A 17,796-nucleotide genomic window follows, 5' to 3' on the forward strand; every position below is an offset into this window, starting at 1 on the left:
ATGATAAACCAACTTAGGTTTGTCATAACTACTTTTTTTAATATGAAAAAATAATTTGTGCTTGTTTGAAACTTATATGGTGAATCAAATTTTCCTCATTAATAGTGAAGAGAATTAATTCATTAAAATCGTCGACTTGGGTAATATGAATCGTATCACGAATGTTTAAATTAATGGTACTCATATAGTTTAAGATACTCGCATCATCCATGACGCGGCACACCATTGGGGAATCACCCTGTTTGAAGTCTGTAATTGGTTTGACAGCCTTTTCGATAAACTCGTCTTGTGTAGGAATAATACCACCGTGTGGGCAGGTTTCGGGTTGGTCTAAAAAGTCATAAAGCTTAGAAAAGAAAACAGAGTCTTTCACATGCTCTAATTCTTCAGATAAGTGATGTAAATCATGTAAAGAATAGCCTAATTTTTCGTAAAGAAAAGTTTCGATTATTCGGTGATTTCTAATGATTAAGACTGTTTGATTTAAGCCTTCTTGGGTTAATTTAACTCCTGTGTATGGTTTATATTCGATTAAACCGTCTTTTTGTAATTTTTCAACCATTTCAGTAACGGAGGCAGGAGAGACACCTAGATGAGTTGATAAAGTTTTGTTTGATACAAATTCATGAATGCCATTATTCTCATAAATTGCTTTTAGGTAATCCTCTTTATTGCTTGATGAAGTTTTCATTGTTTTCCTCCTACGTTTATATCAATCCGTTAAAGATATCCTTAACCTATCTATTTTAACATATTTTTAGAAGATAATGAAAAAAATTAGCAAATACTTTTTTTTCTGATTATGATATACTTAACAAAGTAAAATTGAAAGTGAGGCAAAAAATTATGGCAATTTTTTATTGGTATCCTAAATGTTCAACATGTAAAAAGGCAAAAATCTGGTTAGATGAGAATAAAATAGACTATGATATCATCGATATGATTGAAACACCTCCAGCAAAAGAATTACTTGTAGAGTGGATGACAAACAATGAATATCCTATCCGTCGCTTCTTTAATACAAGTGGTATTCGTTATAGAGAACAAGGTTTAAAAAATACAGTAAATGATTTTTCAGAAGAAGAAGCAGCAGGTCGTCTATGTGTAGATGGTATGTTGATTAAGCGCCCGATTATGGTTTTAGGGGATAAAGTGTTATTAGGGTTTAAAGAAGCAGAATACGAAGAAGCGTTTCTGTAAGAAAGTTGGATGACAATGACTGAAAAGAATTTATGGATGAAAGAAGATACAGAGGGAATTACTGTTGGTTTGACAGAGTTCGCTCAAGATGATCTAGGAAGTATCAGCTTTGCTATGTTACCTAAAGTGGGGAGTCAAGTAGTAGCTGGTGAAGGTGTGGTTGAACTTGAAGCCGAAAAAGCAGTGGTTGAATATGAAGCACCAACTTCTGGAACTATCTTAGCTGTGAATGAAGAAGCAGCTAAAAATGTGAAAGTTTTAGACGAGCCTGGTGCTTGGTTGTATAAAGTATCTAAATAAAGAGAGTTATAAGATTTCCTAGCAGTTTTGGGGAATCTTTTTTTGTTCGTCTTTTATTTATTTTCTATATTAAATGTTTCTCTTATTTCTTTAAAGAAAGTTAAGACATTGTTATACTGATACTTATGATTAAAGTAAAAAGGTAGTGAATAAGATGAAAAAGTTAATCTTATTTTGTTGGATGTTATTAGTGCTACCAATCAGCGCTCAAGGAGTAACAGAAGAACAAAGTCAAGATATTCAAAAATTATTGGATGAAGCCTGTCGTGTCTCTAAAACACCAGGAGCATCTGTTGTTGTTAGGGAGAATGGAGAGACGTCCTATTATTATTCAGGATATGCAGATTTAAATTCAAAGACAGAAGTCAATGAGCAGACTTTATTTGAATTGGCTTCTGTGAGTAAGTCTTTTACTGGATTAGCTATTTTACTGTTGGAAGAAGAAGGGAAACTATCACTAAATGATGCTATCATAGATTACCTCCCAGACCTAAGATTCAAATTAAATGGGACTGAGATAGATATGAAAAAAGTAACTATTCGTCATTTTTTATACCATACGAGTGGTTTAACCAATGAAGATCATGGCTATAAAATTTCAGAAGTTGAAGAAAATAAAAGTTTAACTCAAACCCTAGATCATTTGTCAGGAAGTGAACTTTCCTTTGAGCCAGGTGAAAAATTTCAATATGGCACAATGAATTATGATGTCTTAGGCAGAGTAATTGAAGTTGTTGCAAGCCAGTCCTATAGCGACTTCATGAAAACTCAAATGTTTAATCCTTTAAAATTTAATGAAACCTATAGTGTTAGAAATGAAGCGCAATATACTGGGGAATTAGCCACAGGTTATAAGGCTTATTTTGCTCAAGTAAAACCATCTGACGCTCCAGAAATAATTGGTAATAGACCTGCAGGTTACATGATATCAAGTAGTCATGACATGAATCGGTGGCTGATGATTCAAATGAATCAAGTTGAAGATATTCCAGCTATATTCAAAGAAATAATCAGAAAATCTCATCAAGGAGATGACTCTGTAGCAGCGTTCAATCAAAATAGATACGCAGCAGGTTGGTTTGTTTCAGAAAATGGGAAAGAGATGAATCATCCGGGAGGTAATCCAAATTTTGTTTCAAAAGTAAAAATATCGACTAAAAAAAATCAAGGACTAAGTCTTTTAGCTAATAGTAATACGATGAATCCTAATTTACTTAACCAAGTTGAAGAAATACTTAACGGAGAGAAAACATCAAACTATCAAAAAAGCACCAATCAAAGGTTGGATAATATTGGGACATTTTTAACTTTCGGTGGTTTACTCGCGAGTTTTTACTTGATAAGATTGGTTTCCCGAAAAAAATATCACTTGAAACAATTATCCCACACTAAAAGTAAAGTGAGGTTTTATCTGGCTTTAATTAGTTTGTTTGTGTTACTAGTTATTTTGATGAGTATTGCAAGTGATTGGGCAACTTTTAGTCTATGGCAGCCAATAAGTCTTTTAACAGCTGTTATATCAGGTGTTATCTTTACTTTTTTATTGGTTGTTTATTTCCATGTGCCTCATAAAAGTAATTGATTTAATTTGTGAAAAATTTGAATCAAACGCGTATATTCATAAAAGGTTCGTTATAGTTCAAAATAAAAATTTCACATTTTTATAAAATGAGGTTCATCTTCTTGTCATTTTATGTTAAAATTTGATTACGAAGATTTGTGAAAAGATTGTTAAAGATAAAATACATCAGGAGGAACTAAGATGACATTAGCTAAGATTGTTTACGCCAGTATGACAGGGAATACAGAAGAAATTTCAGATATTATTGAAGAAAAATTAGAAGATGAAGGCATTGAAATTGAAAGAGAAGAATGTTCAGATGTTGATTCTGACTTTTTTAACGATGCGGATATTTGTATCGTTGCTACTTATACCTATGGTGATGGTGAATTACCTTTTGAATTTGAAGACTTTTTTGAAGATTTAAAAGGCGAAGAGTTATCCGGGAAAATCTTTGGTGTTGTGGGTTCAGGAGATAAAGAATACGGAGAATACTACTGCCAATCTGCCAGAGATTTTGTGGAACAATTTAAATTAACAGGTGCAACTCAAGGAGCTGAACTTGTTTGTATTGAAAACAATGCAGAAGATGAAGATATCGATGCTCTTCAAAAATTTGTTGACGAATTAGTAGAAAAAGCAAAATAAATCATAAAACAGAGGCTGGCACAGTTGAGTCAGCCTTTGTTTATTTTAAACTATAAAAAGAAAAAGAGGTTACAACATGAGTAAGCAACAAGTGACAATGGATGGAAATACAGCAGCTGCCTATATATCGTATGCGTTTAGTGAAGTTGCGGCTGTTTACCCAATCACGCCAAGTTCAACAATGGCTGAAGTTGTTGAGGAATGGTCTGTGAAAGGTCGAAAGAATATCTTTGGAGAACCAATTAAAGTGGTCAATATGCAATCGGAAGCAGGTGCTGCAGGTGCAGTTCATGGCTCCTTAAAATCAGGCGCATTGACGACGACATATACGGCCTCCCAAGGATTACTTTTAATGATTCCTAACATGTACAAAATAGCAGGAGAACTTCTTCCTACTGTTTTTCATATTGCTTCTCGTGCAGTAACAACGAATGCTCTGAGTATTTTCGGTGACCACGGGATGTGATGGCAGCCAGACAAACTGGATTTTGTATGTTGGCTGAAAGTTCTGTTCAAGAAGTCATGGATTTATCAGCAGTGGCTCATTTAACTAGTTTAAAAGCCAGTTTACCCTTTATGAATTTTTTTGATGGGTTTAGAACCAGTCATGAATTACAAAAAATTGATGTGATTCCTTATGAAGAACTAGCTAAGTTAGTGGATGATAAAGATATTGAGAAATTTAGAAAAAGAGGCATGAATCCTAACCATCCAACGGTTTCTGGGACAGCTCAAAACCCAGATATTCATTTCCAACAAAGGGAAACGATTAATAGTTATTATGATAAAGTGCCAGAAATTGTTCAATCGTATATGAATGAAATTAACGAAATCCGTGGAACGAGTTATGATTTAACCGATTATTATGGACATAAAGAAGCCACAGAAGTTATTATTTCAATGGGTTCAGTTTCACCAACGATTCAACAGACTGTGGAGTACTTAAATCAACAAGGACGAAAAGTAGGGCATATTAATATTCATCTGTATCGCCCGTTTCCAGTAGAAAATTTACTTGGAAAATTACCTAGTACTGTTGAAAAAGTAGCTGTGTTAGATAGAACCAAAGAACCAGGAGCAGACGGAGAACCTTTATTGTTAGATGTTCAAAGTGCCTTGTATCGTCATCCGAATCGTCCGATTGTGATTGGGGGAAGATACGGATTAGGTTCAAAAGATGTGCCACCTAGTCAAATTAAGGCTGTTTATGATCATTTATTATTAGAAGCTGACCAATTAAAATATCGTTTTACCATTGGTATTACGGATGATGTAACGCATTTATCATTACCTGTGGAGGGAAGTTTAGACTTAACGCCAAAAGAGACTTTCCAAGCAAAATTCTGGGGATTTGGTTCTGATGGAACAGTTGGGGCAAATAAACAAGCCATTAAAATTATTGGTGATTATACAGACATGTATGCCCAAGCTTATTTTTCTTATGATTCTAAAAAATCAGGAGGCTTAACGAATTCTCATTTAAGATTTGGTAAAGAGCCGATTCAATCAACTTATTTGATTGAGCAAGCGGACTTTATTGGTTGCCATAATGCTTCGTATATTCATCAATATGATCTGATTAAAGGGTTGAAAGAGGAAGGGATTTTCCTTTTAAATACCACTTGGAGTAAGGAACAAGTCACTCGTCTTTTACCTAAACATTTGAAAAAAGAGATTGCTGAGAAAAATGTTCAGTTTTATATTGTTAATGGGATGAAAATCGCTCAAGATGCAGGATTAGGGCGACGAATCAATATGGTCATGTCAACAGCCTTCTTTGAGTTAACTAAGTTATTAGATAGAGATGATTTTGTTCTTTATTTAAAAGAGGAAGCTGAAAAAGCTTATGGAAAAAAATCAGTAGAGATTGTGAAACGCAATCATCAAGCCATTGATGCAACCTTCGCTGATTTAGTGAAAGTCGATGTGCCAAGTGAGTGGGCAGACATTGTGTTACCTGAAAAAATAGTTGATACAACCAAACCTCAGTATGTGCGTGAGATTTTAGAACCGATTAATGCTCAAGAGGGAGATCAATTAACAGTTAAAAATCTAGTAGACAATCAGATGACAGACGGAAGTGTCCCACTTGGAACAACAGCCTATGAGAAAAGAGGCGTTGCGTTAGAAGTTCCTGAATGGGATATGGATGCTTGTACTATGTGTAATGAGTGTGCCTTTGTCTGTCCTCATGCAGCTATTAGACCTTTCTTAGCTGATGAAGAGGAACTTGAAGCAGCGCCAGAGGGATTCATGACCCGTGAAATGCGTGGAGCTGACGGCTTAATGTACCGAATTCAAGTGTCATTAGAAGATTGTACGGGCTGTGGTCTTTGTGTAGACGTTTGTCCTGCAAAAGGCAAAGCATTATTTATGAAACCTTACGAAGAACAAAAAGAACAAGCCGTTAACTGGGCCTTTGCTATGACGTTAAAACAAAAGGCTAACCCAATTAAGAAAAAAGAAAGTATTAAAGGATCACAATTTGAGAAACCTTTACTTGAATTTTCAGGAGCATGTTCAGGCTGCGGGGAAACACCTTACATTAAATTGCTAACCCAACTTTATGGGGATCGCATGTTGATTGCTAATGCCACAGGCTGTGCGTCAATTTGGGGAGGCGCAGCTCCTTCAACACCGTATACAACCAATGATGAAGGACAAGGACCTGCTTGGAGTAACTCTTTATTTGAAGACAATGCGGAGTTTGGTTTTGGAATGTATTTAGCCAATCAAACGAAACGAGATCATTTAGCTAACTTAATGATAAGTTACTTAGATACAAAATCAGAAGATTCAACAGAATTAACAGATTTAATGAATAATTGGCTGGAAAATAAAGATATTGGTGAAGGTTCAAGACAACGTTCAACCAAATTAGAAGCTATTTTGAAAGTTGAAAAAGGAATGGATCCTAGATTAAATAAAATCTACGAAGAACGAGACTTATTCGTTAAACCAAGTCAATGGATTATTGGTGGCGATGGTTGGGCTTATGACATTGGCTTTGGGGGTATTGACCACGTGTTATCAAGTGGGGAAGATGTGAATATCTTTGTTATGGATAATGAAGTGTATTCAAATACTGGAGGACAAACATCAAAAGCAACCCCAACTGGAGCCATTGCCAAGTTTTCTTCTCACGGTAAGAAAACTGGGAAGAAAGATTTAGGCTTAATTGCCATGACTTACGGTAATGTTTATGTGGCTCAAGTAGCTCTAAATGCAAATCCAACACAAACGATTAAAGCTTTAGATGAAGCTGAAAAATACCCAGGACCATCTCTTGTCATTGGTTATGTACCATGTATTAATCACGGAATTAAAGGTGGTATGAGTCAAGCTGTAGAAGTAACCAAAGAAGCGGTGGAATCAGGTTATTGGCCATTGTATCGCTTTGATCCACGTTTAGTTGAAAAAGGTAAAGAACCCTTACGTATGGATTATAAAAAATCTGATTTTGAAAAATTACCAGATTTCTTTAAACATCAAACCCGATTCTCTGCTTTACAAAATGTCATCGAGGTAGAAGAGGCAACGAGTCTACTTGGTAAATCAGCAGACGAAATTATCGAAAAAGCACAAACCTATAAAGAATTATCAGGGAAATAGAAAAAAGCTCAAACAATCAATGCATTGTTTGAGCTTTTTTTTGAATGAGTAATTTTCTTTCAGTTGTTTTAATTTGGTTTTTACCTGCCTTTTTAGCTTGATAGAGGGTTTCATCAGCTAAGGCGAAAAGGTCTTGAACCTTCAGCGCGGGTTTGTAAGTTTCGTCAATTTCCTCAGGATAAAAATCAACTAACCCAACAGAGAGCGTCACTTTTTGTTCATGTAAAGGCATTCGATTTGTCGTTGCCTCAATTTCAACTAGACTTTCCTTTATGAACTTGAGAGCGTCATATTCTTCGTGTTTGAAGATAATCCCAAATTCATCCCCACCAATTCGACAAACTCTAATTCTAGAATTGGGTTCTAGTCTATTCTTGAATATTTCTGCTACTTTTTCTAAAGTGTGATCTCCTGCTAAATGGCCATAAGTATCATTAATTTTTTTAAAATCATCAAAATCAATAATAGCTAAAGAAAAACGATTGCCGTACTGAATGGCTTCATTGTAAGTTAAATCAAGAAAGAAATAAAAGGATTCTTGATTATACAAACCAGTTAATTTATCAAAAGTTGATGAGGTTCGATAAATATGAATGCTTTTAGAGATCGTGAATGCTGTATGGAACAACCAACCTGTCAGTAAAAATAAACTAGAGAAAATAATCGAGTGGATCAAAATATGTAAAAGGATCATTGGAGTAAGTCCTGGTGTTAAAAAAAGACTAAGTAAAATCGTTCTGCTGATAATAGTCAAAATCAAACAAAGAGCAATGGCCTTATTTGGCGGAATTTTACGTTTGGTAATCGCGATACTAATCATAAGAATCGCAAAAGTTAAGACCACGTTATTCCAATACTCAGCAGGCGTTCCTGAAATATAAATATATTGAAACGTTTTTGCTGTAATTAAAGTCAAAGTAGAGATTGAACCAATCAAAGGTGACCCATAAAAAACTGAAAAATAAATGGGTAAGTACCTAACATCCACAGGTCGCATATGATCAATTGGTATTCGGTTTAAGGAAATAATAAATGACATGACACCAATAAAGAGACCTAGCATTATTTGGGCAAAGAGAGAGAGTTTGAAACTGCTTGCCCCAATCATAAAGTCCTTGTCTGCGTCATTATGTTTCAATGAGTGACGTAATGAGAAGAAGTATAAGGCAAAGACAGTGGCGACAATGATAGACAAATTAACGACACAAGCGTTTATAAAATTAAGTATCATGTTTACTCCTTATAAGAACTCAATTACTGAGAATTGAGGTGTTCCAGATTATTTACATCAATTTTGTTAATATTGTTAATATTTTTTCGAATGGTTCCCCAATCATTTCCAGAAGGGATATCATCGATGACTACTAATTTTTCATTAGGTAGTAGGTCTGTATTGAAGTTAGTAATTAAAATATCATAGGCATCAAATAATTCTTTAGGTTCTTCTTCTAAAAAAGAAATAGAGCCTGAAAAAGTATCGATGGTTGCTTTTAAACCAAAGTTATTATTGATTCGTTTGGCTAAGAAATTGCCGTGATCTTGGCCTAGATTACTAAGTATCAAGATACTCGCTTTTTCTTTTTTATCTTCTAGTATTTCTGGTAAATCATGCCATTTAATCATTAATAAGTAGAGGACAACATTGTGGTATTCGGTCTCCCATGGGAACTTGGTGTTCTTCTCTAATTTTGTTAATGCCTGTGTCACAATGGAATCAAAGACAGGGTAATTATTTTTAATCACCGTACCATTATAAAAATACTCATCAAAAATAATGTAGTTTCGATAAGGGTATAATTGGTGATATTGGTATAAATAAATCATGGTACTTTCAATTTTATGAGAAATTGGATTACTCAATTTAATATCAAATACATCACGAATATGTTTAATAAAATACCCAATCTCTCTTTTTATCAAGTTCTCTTCATTGCTATCTTTCCAATTAGCTTGATGATAAAAAATGGAGTACATGACATCCTTTAACAAACGCTCATCAACTTTTACCTTATAAGTTTGTGCAATTTTGTTTAATCGCTCTTTGTCGTTGAGTAACATTTTTTGAATGGCTTCCTGATTATCAAAACTTAAGGTTTGGTCAACGTAGAAGCCTTGAGACTGTCTCACAAGACAGACATTAAAGAGGTAGTTAATGTGGTTAATTTGATTTTCATCTAAATCAAAATCAACAACATCAAGAACGCTTTGAATGTAATCAAAAGAAAGGCGCTTGTCGACTGGAAAAGGCCATTCAGTAATATTGTAAGCTTCCCTAAAGAAACTGGTATAAAAGCAGCGGACAAAAAATTCGTTCTCACCAATAATACGACAAGGTTTTTTTTCAAGAACCAAACCGTATTTTTTTAGTGCATTAGACATGGCATTGGTAATACGGTATAACGAAGATTCACTAATAAAAAGTTTTTCTCCCCACTTTTCAATACTAAGTGTGGTATCAAAAAACATTGATTCTAGTAATCTGAAAGCTTCTGAATTTTTTAAAACATAACGGTAAACGAACTCGACATGGCTACTTGCCTGAGTTCTAAGCCTAACCCCATTTTTCTTAGAGGTTTCGATTAATAGAAGTGGGTGCCAATTGTCTTTTAAATAACTGACATCATTATTAATTGTTCTGAGTGACGCGTTATTTTGTTGGGCTAACTCGTTTGAGCTAATCCAATCAGACACTTCATTTAAAATTTCTAATATCTTTAGGCGTCTCTGTGTGGGTGTATCCAATAGTTCTCGCAATCCAATGTCCCTCCCTTAAAATGGTCTGCAACACAACTTGAAAAAAGATAGGTTAAAAAAACACTTATTCTTTAATGTTCAAATATCCTTTATTATTAAGATACATCATTTTTAGTAATAAATCTACTGAATAAAACAACATATCGTTTGTTTATTGGATATTTTATTAATAACGAGAGATAAATAAAATTCACAAAAGGTTCAAAAGAAAAGCTAACTTAGGATGAATAAATTTGGTAGAATTATTTTATTAAATTATTTGGAGGAATTAGTTATGTTTATGCCGTATATGTTTTTTGATAAGACTTATATCTTAATTATCATCGGTGTGGCTATCTCTGCTTGGGCTTCAAGCTATGTGAATAGCACTTACCGAAAATATGAAAAAGTATCAAATAAAAAAGGGTTGAAAGCATCTGACGTGGCGCGTCTAATTTTGAGAGATGCCAATATCAATGGAGTTCCTGTACAAGAAATTTCAGGAGATTTAACTGATAATTATAACTCACATACAAAAATTGTCAGTTTATCAGAAAGAGTCTCGGAATCACGTTCCGTTTCTGCCATTGGTGTGGCGGCACATGAATGTGGCCATGCGATTCAAGATGATGTGGCGTATATGCCTTTAAAATTAAGAGGGGCTTTGGTTCCAGTTGTTAACTTTGGGTCAAAAATCTCCATTCCATTAATTTTAATTGGTGCAATCTTCTTTAGTAGCTCACCCTTACTTGTGACAATCGGGATTTGGTGTTTTGCCTTAACTTTCCTATTTCAAGTGGTGACTTTACCAGTCGAGTTCAACGCTTCAAGACGTGCCTTAGCTGTTTTAGCAGAGAATCAAGCGCTAGATGATGAAGAATTAGAGATGGCTAGAAAAGTGCTAACAGCTGCCGCTTTAACTTATGTTGCCGCAGCCGTAGCTTCATTATTACAAGTAATCAGATTGGTTATACTTTTTGGTGGTAACCGAAGAGATTAATTAATGAGAAGATAGCAGAGCGTTAGATCGTTCATATCTTTCAATGAAAAACCAGTTCGTTCATAAAATTTCTCAAGGCGATATTGCAACGTGTTCCGATGAATGTAAAGTTCTTTGGATGTGGATGTGATATTGCCTTGTTTTAGCCAAAGGGTTTTGATTATCAGCTTTAGTTCATCATCCATATTGAGTGTATCTTTTAATGTTTGCATAATAGAACTTTTGGTGATTTTATCTTTCGTTAAATAATCAATGGCGATATCTTGAAAGGTAAAGACATTTTTTTGATGTTTATAGTAAGCGTGGAATATTTTTTGTTCCTCTGCAAAATAAAGAGAAAAATTTTGATTAATCTCATTAAAAGAGCCTAGGAATGCATGAGCTTGAATTAAGAATTCACTTTCAAGAGTTAAAATCATGCCATCTAAATCCGTTTTTTGATAGACTACAGGTGATTTTTCTTCAACTAGGATTGCCGTTGTTTTATCAATAAAAAAGAAATCTTCCACTTGGTTAAACAGTTCAGAAAAATGAGTCAACCATTCCATTGCGTTTGGAGACTCTTTTTTTATTTTAAGCTGTATAATTCTATAAGGTTGTTCGGCTGTTGGAAAAGGCTTATTTTGAAATAGATACTGGTACCAAGGATGATCTTTCAGTTTATTTAAATAGTTAGTTTCAGGAAAAAGATTTCTTAATAGTTTTCGCTCACTTTTAGTTAAGGTTTCTTTAGGTAAGTAAAACCATTTATTTTCAACAGGTAAGATAAGTGTGCTGTCATCGGGTTCTTTAGTGGTTTTAATGAGCCCTTCTGGATAAATCGCTTGTAATTCATTTAATTTCATTAAAAGCATTCCTTTCATTAAATGTAACATCATTTTAACATAAAGGTATCATAAACAAAGTTTTTTGTGATAATATGATAAAAATAGGAAAAGTTGAGGAAATAGTATGTTCATGCGTTCAGTGAAGTTTACACAAGAAGAAAAAGAATATTTTATGAGAGAAGCTTTGTTAGAAGCTAAAAAAGCTGAAATTATGGGAGAAGTTCCAATTGGTGCAGTTGTTGTCTTAGATGGTGAAATTGTGGGGCGTGGTCATAATGTCCGTGAATTCTCACAAGACGCTACAACTCACGCAGAAATCATTGCGATTCAAGAAGCCAATCGAAACGTGAAAAGTTGGCGTTTAGAAAAGGCTCAGCTATTTGTCACACTAGAGCCTTGTCCAATGTGCTGTGGTGGTATTTTACTCTCAAGAATCGATCAAGTCTTCTACGGGGCGAAAGATCCTAAAGGTGGTACAGCAGGTAGTTTAATGAATTTACTGCAAGATATGCGATTTAATCATTCTTGTTATGTTGAAACAGGCATTTTGGAAGAAGAGTGTGGCAGTATTTTAACTAACTTTTTTAGAGAAATTCGTAAAAAACAAAAAGAAGCAAAAAAAGCTAGTATTTTTAATTAAGATGAAGTATAATAAATATTGCCGCAAGGCTAGGACAATGGTGGGCTTACGAAGCGTGTCAGATCTGGAAGGAAGCAGCACTAAGTAGGTGCCGCCATGTGTCTGAATTAAATATTGAAATTAAAAGGCTGATTAGGCCTATTTTTTTTGTATAAATTTTGAAAAGGTGAAGGTATGAAACACTCGTTTAAAGAATTAAATATTTTTGATAAATTAAGATTTATTATAGGTATCCTGTCTATAATGTTCTTTTTATTCTTTCAAGTATATATTTTTTAAAATCCATTTCTTATTTTTGAAAAAATTAAACCTTACATTAAGATTAATAAAGACTTAGTTAAGTTAACTGAAATAGACGTAACCGTAGTAATTACGAATATATTATTAGTAGCTTTTTTTATTTTTACGTGGTTATTTGTATCTTTATTTTTAGGAATAGTTCTTTTATCAAAGAATAATAAAGTTAAAATGGGTATCCAGACAAGTTTTTATGGCATCATTTTTACGATAGTAAGTGTTATTTCGGTTTCTGTAGGTACTTTAATATCTGTTTCACCAGAGCAGTTTTCTTTTCTGACAACATTAGGAGGATCTATTTTAGTTGACTATGGTATTTTAAAATATATATTACAGCCCTTGTTTCAATTTATATCAAATGCTTTGTTTAAAGAGGTTAGCGAAAATAAGATAATTACTAAAAAAAGAACCCATAGATTTCCACCAAAAAGAAAAAAGAGATAATTTCTGAAAAAATCTCAGCCTCAAGACCTATACCACTTATCTCTATCCAATGTTACAATTATTACAAATAAGAGATAAGGGATAGGTGATCAATATGTTACCAAGTATTTTTCTATGGGGATTCGGATTATTATTAGCAGCGTGGGGATTCTACAGAATGAAGACAGACTTCAAAAACAACCAAGGTAAAAATAATCTAATTCAAATGATGTTAACTGGTCAAGCATCAGGAATCGGACAGTTTGCTTCGGGAATAGCGATGATTATTATTGGGTTTGTTGTTCTATACATGAATAAATAAGATGTTAAAAGGTATACCAATGTAGGTATACCTTTTTTGTTATCTAATCGTTTTCAGCTCGTTTAATATCATTTCAATCACTTTATCAGCTGCTTCTTCATCTTCTACAAAATTAAATTGATCCCCGTCAATTTGAATTTTTGGGCTTTCATCGTATTCCTCAAACCATTTCTCGTAGCGTGTATTTAATTCTTTGTAATAGTCGTACAAACTCGGGTCAAAACTTAATTGTTCATAAGGACGATTTCTTTTCTCAATTCGCTTTAACATGGTTTCAAAAGAAACTTTAATATGGACTAATAAATCAGGTTGTTTTTTATGAGCAGCGTAAGGTAACTCTTCCATCATGTTTTGCAGTAACTCGTCATACACCTCTACTTCTTGTTTTGAAGCACGACCTAAATCCGCGTTCAAATGAAACAAAAGTGAATCCTCATAAATCGAGCGATCCAAAACATTATTATCATGAACAAGAGCGTCTTTAATGCTCTTGAAACGTTTATTTAAAAAGTAGATTTGAAGTAAAAAAGAATACTTTTCTGGGTCTTGATAAAATAGTGGGAGAATCTCATTATTCTCAACACTTTCAAAAAATACTTCTGTTCCTAATTCTTTGGCGATCATTTCAGATAAACTTGTTTTACCTGCGCCAATGGTACCTGCTAATACTATCACAGTCATTTCCTCCTCAGACTCCTTAACTATATATAGTTGTTTTTAACTATAAAATAAATAATAATACACAATATATAGTAATTCAAGTTAAAAATCGCAAGTTGTCATGATTTGCTATTTAAAGTATAATTAAATGAAATTTGAAGAAGGAGTGAATATCAATTGAAATCAAAAGAAGCTTATATTTCAGAGTTAAATCTAGAGCCACATCCAGAGGGTGGTTTTTATTTACGAACGGAAGCCTCAGAAGATACGATTAAAGTAAATCAAAATGAACGCAAACTCTACACGAGTATTTATTTTTTACTAACAGAAGAAAGTCCTTCCCATTTCCATCAATTAACAGCGGATGAGATTTGGTATTATCACGATGGGAATCCCTTGACTGTTCATTGTATTTTTCCTGATGGAAGATATGAGGCAGTAAAAGTTGGTAAGAATACAGAAGAAGGGGAGCGACTACATTATTTAGTTCCTAAAGGGACTATTTTTGGTTCGACTGTTTCAGATGATTATTCCCTAGTAAGTTGCGTGGTTGTGCCTGGTTTTGAATTTACAGATTTTAGACTATTTACTCAAAAAGAGCTATTAGATAAATATCCAAAACATGAAGAAATCATTAAAAAATTAGCTTTTGAAGAAATCTAGAGCGTTTTGGTATGCCAATATGGAATACCTAGATAAAAGAATACCTAAAAAAACCTCACTCAAAAGGGAATGAATGCCTTCTTTTGAGTGAGGTTAACATTTTTGTTAGTTATTATCTTTAACTTCGTCGAATTTTTTAAGTCCAGTGTAAATTTCTTCTTTGAAGACATTTTTCTTATGAGACTTGATTCGGTAAATATGGTAGATAAAGACAGCCACGTTTGCTGCTAAAGCAAGGAAACTTGCTACAAAAAGAGCTGTGCTACTGTGAGAACTTTGTACTGAGAATTGAGATTCACCAACGAAAGCTGGGAATGTCATAGTAAACATCATCCAGAAAGCTAATGTTTGAGCTCTATGTTGTAACCAAGCGCCTTTTTTAATGAAGAATGCTGGAATTGTACATGATAATAATAATGCTAAACCAGCGTAGAATGAATGATCTGATACACAGTTATAAACATAAGCAAAGTTCCATAGATCATAAGCGATAATCCAGAACCACATTTGATCCGCCCAAACCATATCTTTTTGTTTATTTTTACTAATTTGGATTCCCATCCAACCTGAGATAGTTAAGATATTTAAGATACCAGCAACACCATTCATGATGTTCCAAATACCACCGTTCATGTAAACACCGTCAACCATACCATGTAGTGAATACACTTGGAAGTCACGAATAACAGCTTCCATAATGTTGATAGCTAAAATAAGAGCTGGGAAAGCCATCATAAATTTGTTGTTTTGAGCCCCTTTGATAAAACGTAGAGCTAAGAATCCTAAACAACCAGCTAAAGCTGAATAAACTTTCACCCAGTGGAACCAAGTCCCTGTACTACTACCTGCACCAGCTGTTGTTGGCCAAACGAAAATTGTTAAAATGATAGGTAATGCGGTAAATAATACAATCGCAATCCATTTGTTAGCGCGAGCCAACTCATTCATTAACATTAAACCACCAAGTACGACAAACCACATCAAAACAGACGTAAATGGCATGCTTTCAAAGAAAAACATATAAACTCCTCCTAAAACTTTATTAATAATTACACTAACTATCATACGAATTTTAGGAAAAAATAATATAAACAAATGTAAGTTTTTGCACAAAAATTGGACAAAAAATTAATTTTGTCCAATTTTTTATGGTTGATTATGAACGATTAATTCAATCATTCCTCGTGTGACACGCTCAATACGAGCGATTACTTGATCTTTAGGCTCTTCTAGTCGTGTTGTTAACCAATGAATGACTTGAGCCACAATGGCACGTCCGTAAAAGTCAGCAATTTGTTCTTTCAAATCTTGACTCAAAATATTTTCTGTATAAGATTGATTCATAATGGATATCAACATTTGATAGGTAATATCATATAAAAAGAATTCCAGACGATCTCGGTTGAAGGAATGGAAGGTGTTTAAACAGAATTTGCGATTTTCTTCTGTATAATTTAAGACACTGAGTAAACCGTCGTTCCACGTGTTTAAGTCTTCGTAGTTTTCTAATCCTTTTACAATTTCATTATCAAATGTCCAGGCTAAAAGTTCGTTGATATCTGAAAAATGATAATAAAATGTATTTCTGGAAACACCTGCTTCTTGAGTGACATCGTTGATGGTAATTTTTTCAAAAGGAAGATGGTTCATTGATTCTTTTAATGCTTGGGACAAGGCTTTTTTGGTTAAGTTCATGTGAAGTAACTCCTTTACTAACATGTTTCTATTATAAATTGAAAAGAAGTAGAAAACAAAGATTTTCCTGAAAGAATTGTCAGTTAGATTTAAAACTGCTAAACTACGATTGAAAAGAAATTAACGAGGTGAAAAGATGGCAACGATAAAAGATATTGCCAAATATACAGGTGTAAGTCCAACGACTGTTTCTAATGTCATTCATGGACGAGACGCCAAAGTGTCTCAAGAGACGAAAGACAAAGTTAAAAAAGCTTTAAAAGAATTAAATTATACAGCCAATATGGGAGGGAGACTTCTTGCTAATCATGGCTCAAAAATTATCGGAGTGATTATTCAAGATACAGAAGCTATTACTGAAGAATTTTTTGATAATCCCTATCACGGCGAATTAATTCAAGCTCTTGAAGCAAAAATTAAAGACGCCGGTTACTTTATGATGTTCCACCGAGTGGCTAATTTTGAAGAAGGTGCCAGATTAGCTGATATGTGGAATTTAGAAGGGTTGATTGTTTCAGGAACCTCTTCAAATGATATCAATAAATGGCAAACAAGAGTGAGCGTGCCAATTGTCTTCATTGATTCATATGGAAAAGGGATGAATCAACCAAAACTTAATGTAGGAATTGATGATAGAGTTGGCGCTAGCAAGATGACTACATATCTAATGGATAGGGGCTTTAAGAATATAACATTTATTGCGAAAAGTGATTCGCCTTCAGACTGGAAAGGTGTCGATTTAGAGCGTTCTTTAGGAATTAAAGAAACCATGGGAAAGAAAAACTTACAACCTAATTTTATTAGTGTCCCGACTACTTATAAAAACTATAGTGCCTTCGTGGATGAAAAATTAATGCCTTTCGTCAATCAAGACACAGTTTTTTTCTGTTCCTCTGATTTATTAGCTGTGCAAATTATGTCTGAACTCTATAAAAAAGGAATTCGAGTGCCAGAAGATTTATCTATTGTTAGTTTTGATGGCACGCCATATTCAAAATATGCCACACCTCAAATTACAAGTATGCACCAAGATGTGTCCCAAAAGGCGACGGCTATCATGTCTTTAATGACAGCTAATATTGGTTCGAAAAAACAAGGTTTTCAAGTAAAAGAAATAAACACAACCTTAATAATAGGGGATTCGGTTAAATAAAGTGTGAAAACGGTTTACAAATTTATTGACTAAAAAAAATAAAGATGCTATATTTTATGCAA

16 protein-coding genes, 1 other RNA gene and 1 pseudogene are annotated in these 17,796 nt (G+C 33.8%); 11 read left to right on the top strand and 7 right to left on the bottom strand.

Annotation, left to right across the window (positions count from 1 at the left end):
- Nucleotides 1–37: 37 nt before the first annotated feature.
- Complete coding sequence (locus G7082_RS10390) at nucleotides 38–691, bottom strand: metal-dependent transcriptional regulator (protein ID WP_166035019.1); 654 nt, start codon at nucleotides 689–691, stop codon at nucleotides 38–40.
- A 155-nt stretch (nucleotides 692–846) separates the two neighbouring features.
- Here G7082_RS10390 and G7082_RS10395 point away from each other — a divergent pair, with 155 nt between their 5' ends.
- The 5 genes and pseudogenes from G7082_RS10395 to nifJ all read left to right on the top strand — a co-directional run bounded on the left by G7082_RS10395 (nucleotide 847) and on the right by nifJ (nucleotide 7,321).
- The gene (locus tag G7082_RS10395) at nucleotides 847–1,200 is read left to right on the top strand and encodes an arsenate reductase family protein (RefSeq protein ID WP_166035020.1); all 354 of its coding nucleotides are present in this window, start codon (nucleotides 847–849) and stop codon (nucleotides 1,198–1,200) included.
- A gap of 15 nt (nucleotides 1,201–1,215) precedes the next feature.
- Nucleotides 1,216–1,500 (top strand): glycine cleavage system H family protein, encoded by a 285-nt coding sequence (locus G7082_RS10400; RefSeq protein WP_202983100.1) that lies wholly within the window; start codon nucleotides 1,216–1,218, stop codon nucleotides 1,498–1,500.
- A gap of 154 nt (nucleotides 1,501–1,654) precedes the next feature.
- Nucleotides 1,655–3,082, top strand: coding sequence for a serine hydrolase domain-containing protein (locus G7082_RS10405; protein ID WP_166035022.1), 1,428 nt, complete (start codon nucleotides 1,655–1,657; stop codon nucleotides 3,080–3,082).
- 180 nt (nucleotides 3,083–3,262) lie between these two features.
- On the top strand, nucleotides 3,263–3,709 hold the full coding sequence (locus tag G7082_RS10410; RefSeq protein ID WP_166035023.1) for a flavodoxin: 447 nt from the start codon (nucleotides 3,263–3,265) through the stop codon (nucleotides 3,707–3,709).
- A gap of 76 nt (nucleotides 3,710–3,785) precedes the next feature.
- Nucleotides 3,786–7,321, top strand: a pseudogene (gene nifJ / locus G7082_RS10415) (pyruvate:ferredoxin (flavodoxin) oxidoreductase).
- A 16-nt stretch (nucleotides 7,322–7,337) separates the two neighbouring features.
- On the opposite strand, the gene G7082_RS10420 reads toward nifJ, so the two are convergent.
- On the bottom strand, nucleotides 7,338–8,552 hold the full coding sequence (locus tag G7082_RS10420) for a GGDEF domain-containing protein (RefSeq protein ID WP_166035024.1): 1,215 nt from the start codon (nucleotides 8,550–8,552) through the stop codon (nucleotides 7,338–7,340).
- 23 nt (nucleotides 8,553–8,575) lie between these two features.
- Nucleotides 8,576–10,075, bottom strand: coding sequence for an AcpB/EbpR/MafR family transcriptional regulator (locus tag G7082_RS10425; protein WP_166035025.1), 1,500 nt, complete (start codon nucleotides 10,073–10,075; stop codon nucleotides 8,576–8,578).
- A gap of 280 nt (nucleotides 10,076–10,355) precedes the next feature.
- Here G7082_RS10425 and G7082_RS10430 point away from each other — a divergent pair, with 280 nt between their 5' ends.
- Nucleotides 10,356–11,054 carry a zinc metallopeptidase gene (locus G7082_RS10430; RefSeq protein WP_166036069.1) on the top strand — a complete coding sequence of 233 codons (699 nt, stop codon included), beginning with the start codon at nucleotides 10,356–10,358 and terminating at the stop codon, nucleotides 11,052–11,054.
- On the opposite strand, the gene G7082_RS15145 is transcribed toward G7082_RS10430, so the two are convergent.
- The gene (locus G7082_RS15145; RefSeq protein ID WP_275115391.1) at nucleotides 11,051–11,899 is read right to left on the bottom strand and encodes a helix-turn-helix domain-containing protein; all 849 of its coding nucleotides are present in this window, start codon (nucleotides 11,897–11,899) and stop codon (nucleotides 11,051–11,053) included. The genes G7082_RS10430 and G7082_RS15145 overlap by 4 nt on opposite strands.
- Nucleotides 11,900–12,011: 112 nt before the next feature.
- Between G7082_RS15145 and tadA the strand changes: the two genes are divergently transcribed.
- The 3 genes from tadA (at nucleotide 12,012) to G7082_RS10450 (ending at nucleotide 13,563) form a co-directional block, all read left to right on the top strand.
- The gene (tadA, locus tag G7082_RS10440; protein WP_166035027.1) at nucleotides 12,012–12,521 is read left to right on the top strand and encodes a tRNA adenosine(34) deaminase TadA; all 510 of its coding nucleotides are present in this window, start codon (nucleotides 12,012–12,014) and stop codon (nucleotides 12,519–12,521) included.
- A 26-nt stretch (nucleotides 12,522–12,547) separates the two neighbouring features.
- An RNA gene (gene ffs / locus G7082_RS10445) (signal recognition particle sRNA small type) lies at nucleotides 12,548–12,634 on the top strand.
- A 722-nt stretch (nucleotides 12,635–13,356) separates the two neighbouring features.
- Nucleotides 13,357–13,563, top strand: a complete 207-nt coding sequence (locus G7082_RS10450) for a hypothetical protein (RefSeq protein ID WP_166036070.1) — start codon at nucleotides 13,357–13,359, stop codon at nucleotides 13,561–13,563.
- Between the two features lie 39 nt (nucleotides 13,564–13,602).
- Here G7082_RS10450 and G7082_RS10455 read toward each other — a convergent pair whose 3' ends face one another.
- On the bottom strand, nucleotides 13,603–14,244 hold the full coding sequence (locus G7082_RS10455; protein ID WP_166035028.1) for a deoxynucleoside kinase: 642 nt from the start codon (nucleotides 14,242–14,244) through the stop codon (nucleotides 13,603–13,605).
- 156 nt (nucleotides 14,245–14,400) lie between these two features.
- Between G7082_RS10455 and G7082_RS10460 the strand changes: the two genes are divergently transcribed.
- Complete coding sequence (locus G7082_RS10460) at nucleotides 14,401–14,886, top strand: cupin domain-containing protein (RefSeq protein WP_166035029.1); 486 nt, start codon at nucleotides 14,401–14,403, stop codon at nucleotides 14,884–14,886.
- A 105-nt stretch (nucleotides 14,887–14,991) separates the two neighbouring features.
- Here the strand turns inward: G7082_RS10460 and G7082_RS10465 are convergent, their stop codons facing one another.
- The gene (locus tag G7082_RS10465) at nucleotides 14,992–15,906 is read right to left on the bottom strand and encodes a DUF5692 family protein (RefSeq protein ID WP_166035030.1); all 915 of its coding nucleotides are present in this window, start codon (nucleotides 15,904–15,906) and stop codon (nucleotides 14,992–14,994) included.
- Between the two features lie 126 nt (nucleotides 15,907–16,032).
- A complete protein-coding gene (locus G7082_RS10470; protein ID WP_166035031.1) occupies nucleotides 16,033–16,581 on the bottom strand; it encodes a TetR/AcrR family transcriptional regulator C-terminal domain-containing protein in 549 nt (182 codons plus the stop codon).
- Nucleotides 16,582–16,717: 136 nt separating this feature from the next.
- On the opposite strand from G7082_RS10470, the gene G7082_RS10475 reads away from it, so the two are divergent.
- Nucleotides 16,718–17,734 carry a LacI family DNA-binding transcriptional regulator gene (locus G7082_RS10475; RefSeq protein WP_166035032.1) on the top strand — a complete coding sequence of 339 codons (1,017 nt, stop codon included), beginning with the start codon at nucleotides 16,718–16,720 and terminating at the stop codon, nucleotides 17,732–17,734.
- The last annotated feature ends 62 nt before the right edge of the window (nucleotides 17,735–17,796 follow it).

The organism is Vagococcus hydrophili, from assembly GCF_011304195.1.
In the GTDB taxonomy this organism is placed as follows: domain Bacteria; phylum Bacillota; class Bacilli; order Lactobacillales; family Vagococcaceae; genus Vagococcus; species Vagococcus hydrophili.